Source organism: Altibacter lentus (genome assembly GCF_000746845.1).
Lineage (GTDB): Bacteria > Bacteroidota > Bacteroidia > Flavobacteriales > Flavobacteriaceae > Altibacter > Altibacter lentus.
The window spans coordinates 1-3737 of record NZ_JPZT01000006.1; the positions used below are offsets into that span (position 1 = coordinate 1).

1 protein-coding gene is annotated in these 3737 nt (G+C 42.6%); it reads left to right on the forward strand.

What is annotated here, in order from left to right:
• Positions 1-365 precede the first annotated feature (365 nt).
• The coding region (locus JS40_RS14680; protein WP_152558084.1) for a DUF2341 domain-containing protein at positions 366-3737 on the forward strand (3372 nt) is incomplete at its 3' end.

Here is a 3737-nt window from a genome sequence, read left to right on the forward strand (position 1 = left end):
AGTGAGCAAGCAAGTGTTGTAAAACGACTCATTAAAGAGTAAGCACTCACAAGCCTATATATTAACCAACCAAATGATAACCCCTTCTCAAAAGAGAGGGGGTTTTTGTTTTAATCAAATTCACCTGTGAGGGTCCAAAACTTTCCTTTTTCATCTAATCTCCTTTAAATGAGTAAAATGGCATTTTGTCGATAAAAAATTACCGTTTATCGCATTTTTGATCAAATGTTAAATTTTTGTATGTAAGCTACTACGACTCAGTTGATAAGGACGTCGTTCGGTATTTTTCCTTTTAATAGCATATTAATTGTCCTAAATTCGTGCAGTTAAAACTATTACCAAATCATTTTAAATTTCGTGAATTTATGAGAAAAATTACATCATTGATGTTTTTCACATTCCTTCTTTCCATACCAATTTTGTATGGACAATCTTTCGGGAATATGACAGACAGCGAATTGAGTGCTACCTCCGGGAGTACAATTTTAAATGTTCCACAAAGTGGAACCCCTATTCAGTTTTCAAATTCAGCTCAAAATGCAAGTTCAAATGCAACTCAGGCAAGTTTGATGCCGTGTGTAGATGAGAATTGGCAGTTCATTACCGCCATTACAATTGATAATACCGGAGGAGCTGCTGCACTCACGGATCATGAAGTAATGCTAGTTGTCGATACCCAATCTTTTATTTCCGCAGGGGAAATGAATGCAGATGGTAGTGATATTAGGTTTAAAGAAACTGACCCTTGCGCTTTATTACCCTATTATATTGAGAGCGGCATTAATACTGCCACTACTGCAATTTGGGTGCGAGTACCTTCAGTAGCGGCAGGAGGAACATTGGAACTTAGTATGTATCATGGAAATGCAGCTGCTATGGCCGTTTCTGATGCTGATACAACCTTCTCGTTTTGGGAAGGCTTTGAGGACGCGATGACAAATTTTGGATCTTCTTGCGGAACTCCAACAGCTACGGTTGCTGGAGGAAACTTAGATTTGAGTTGGTCGAGTAATGGAGTTCTTATTTCTGATACTACTTTTCCAGCTGGAGAGGTATTTACAGCTGAAGCTCAAGTAAACAGTGCTACCGGTAACTGGCCTGCAATTTATTGGGGAGAGGCTACGAGTAATGAAAATTATGGCATGATGATAGATCCTAGCGATGCCCGTATTTCGGTACGAGGTGGTGCTGGAGGTGATTTCTGTGCAGGTCATAATTGGGCATCTCCTCTGGTACCTTATACCAGCACCTCAGGTGTTTGGTCACTAACTTGGCAAGATACAGGGAATATTTTTGGTGAGTTTCCATCTGTTGGAACTATTTCCTCTACAGACATGACTTTTACAAAAGATGAAGACTTAAAACTAAACATAGGAGGGATCTCCAGTGGTAATGGAAGTATGCAAGTAGATTGGATTCGAGGAAGAAAGTATACCGCAACACCACCTTCTTCGGTAACTGGTGCTACTGTTATGAACAATCCACCAACCATTGCTTGTCCTCCGGATAACATGTCGAATACAAATCCGGGCGAATGTTCTGCTATCGTGAACTTTACAGATGCAGTAGCGATCGATGCCGAAGATGGTCCAATTGCAGTGACGCAAACTATGGGCCCTGTAAGCGGAAGTGCCTTCCCAACAGGAGATACTATTATTGAATTTACTGCTACAGACAGCGATGGAAATTCAACTTCTTGTCAGTTTACCGTGACTGTTGTAGATAATGAAGCACCCGTAGCCTTATGTCAGGACCTAACGGTTACACTTGATTCGGTTACAGGAATGGCATCTATAACTCCGGCCGAAATTGATAACGGATCAACAGATAATTGCGGAATCGTTACCTATTCGTTAGACCAAGACACATTCGACTGTTCGAACACAGGAGATAATACAGTGACTTTGACGGTTACCGATGCTGAAGGAAATTCTTCTTCATGTACAGCGACTGTAACTGTGGAAGACACTACGGCTCCCGTTATTAGCTGTATTGGTGCACCTTCGATCTTTTCTGAATCTGAAGATTTTGAAGCTGCTTCTGTACCTGCAGGATGGTCCACAGTGATCGTGAGTGGAACTGTAGACTGGACTTTTGGAACTGCTGCAATGCCAGGTGGAGCCGATTTCCCATCGAATGCTGTGATCTTTGATGATGATGCGGCTGGTGGATCTGAATTAGACAACACCGTACAATTACTATCCCCGGTATATGACCTAACAGGGGCGATTGTTGCTGACTTATCATTCGACTATTCTCTACAAGTATTTGTAGACTCAGGATTGTTTACTGTTGAAGTTTACGATGGAGCCGCTTGGCAAGAGATCCTATTAGTAGATGTAGATACACCACCAACAAACTCTGGAGTATTGGATATGCTTACGTATGCCAATGCAAACTTCCAAGTGCGTTTCACCTATGACGATGAAGATGATTTTGCGTGGGGAGCAGGAGTCGATAATTTCCAGTTCGACTATGAACTGCCAAGTGCTGCCCCTTACGATGTAGTGCTGGATGCAAACGGAATGGCCACAATTGATGCGAGTGAATTGATTGCTAGCGTTGATGAAGCATGTGGATATACTGTGACCGTTGGAGGTCCTGCTACCGCTGCGAATATCACAAATTGTGGTAACAGTCCTGAGCTAATTCCTGCAACAGGAACCAGTGGAGATATGAACCCTTCTATTGCAACAGTTACAGATACAGGAATCGTTGGAACAGATTATACACTGGATAACATTACAGTGAATATCGAACACACATGGGCTTCTGATATTGATATGACCCTAACCTCTCCAAACGGAATCACATTAGACGTGATGTTGGATGACGGTGGAAGTTCTGGTCTAGATGCGGCTGCCACGATTGTATTTACAGATGATTCTGCGAACCTGGTGGATGATTTTAACGATGCAGCTTCAATTCAACCTGACTTCCAAGCAGAAGGTGGATTGTTCAATACTGTATTTGCCGGTGAGCCTATTGATGGAGACTGGACATTGAACATCACTGACGATACCGGTGGTGACTCAGGCCAGTTGAACAGCTACTGTATTACTTTCAGAGCTATAGTAGATACTACAGTTAGTTTTGATTGTTCACAATTAGGTGAAAATCAAGTGGAGGTATTCGTTACCGACGACAGCGGAAACTCTACCAGCTGTATCGCAACAGTGAATGTGATCGATGATACCGATCCTGTTCTTATCTGTATGGATGCTACTATTGAATTAGGTGCCGATGGAACTGCCGTAGTAGATCCTATGGATCTTCTTGGAGTAGCTCCTACTACGTATAACGCTATGGTGATTGGTAGTAATAATGCTTCCGGTACTGAAGGTCTTACAGACTTTGTAGTGACTGTAACAGCTGCCGAAACCGTATCCTTCGATTGGGATTATACTTCTAACGACATTCCCGGCTTCGACAGCTTTGGATATATTGTAAATGGCACGTATACTCAGTTGACCGATCCCGCATTAGGAAATCAGTCTGGATCAGCTACCGTGACACTGGCGCCCGGTGATATCTTTGGATTCCGTTCACAAACAGATGACAATGATTTTGGGAATAACGAAACAGCTGTTACCAACTTTACAGGGGGTTTCACTGGACAATTCGATCCTGCAAACTGGAGTCTTGTATTGGACAATTCTGATGGTGACGCCTTCTTCGTGGAAATACCAGGAGGACCGTTATCCTTTGATGCGTGTGGTATCACTGTATTGGCAGTG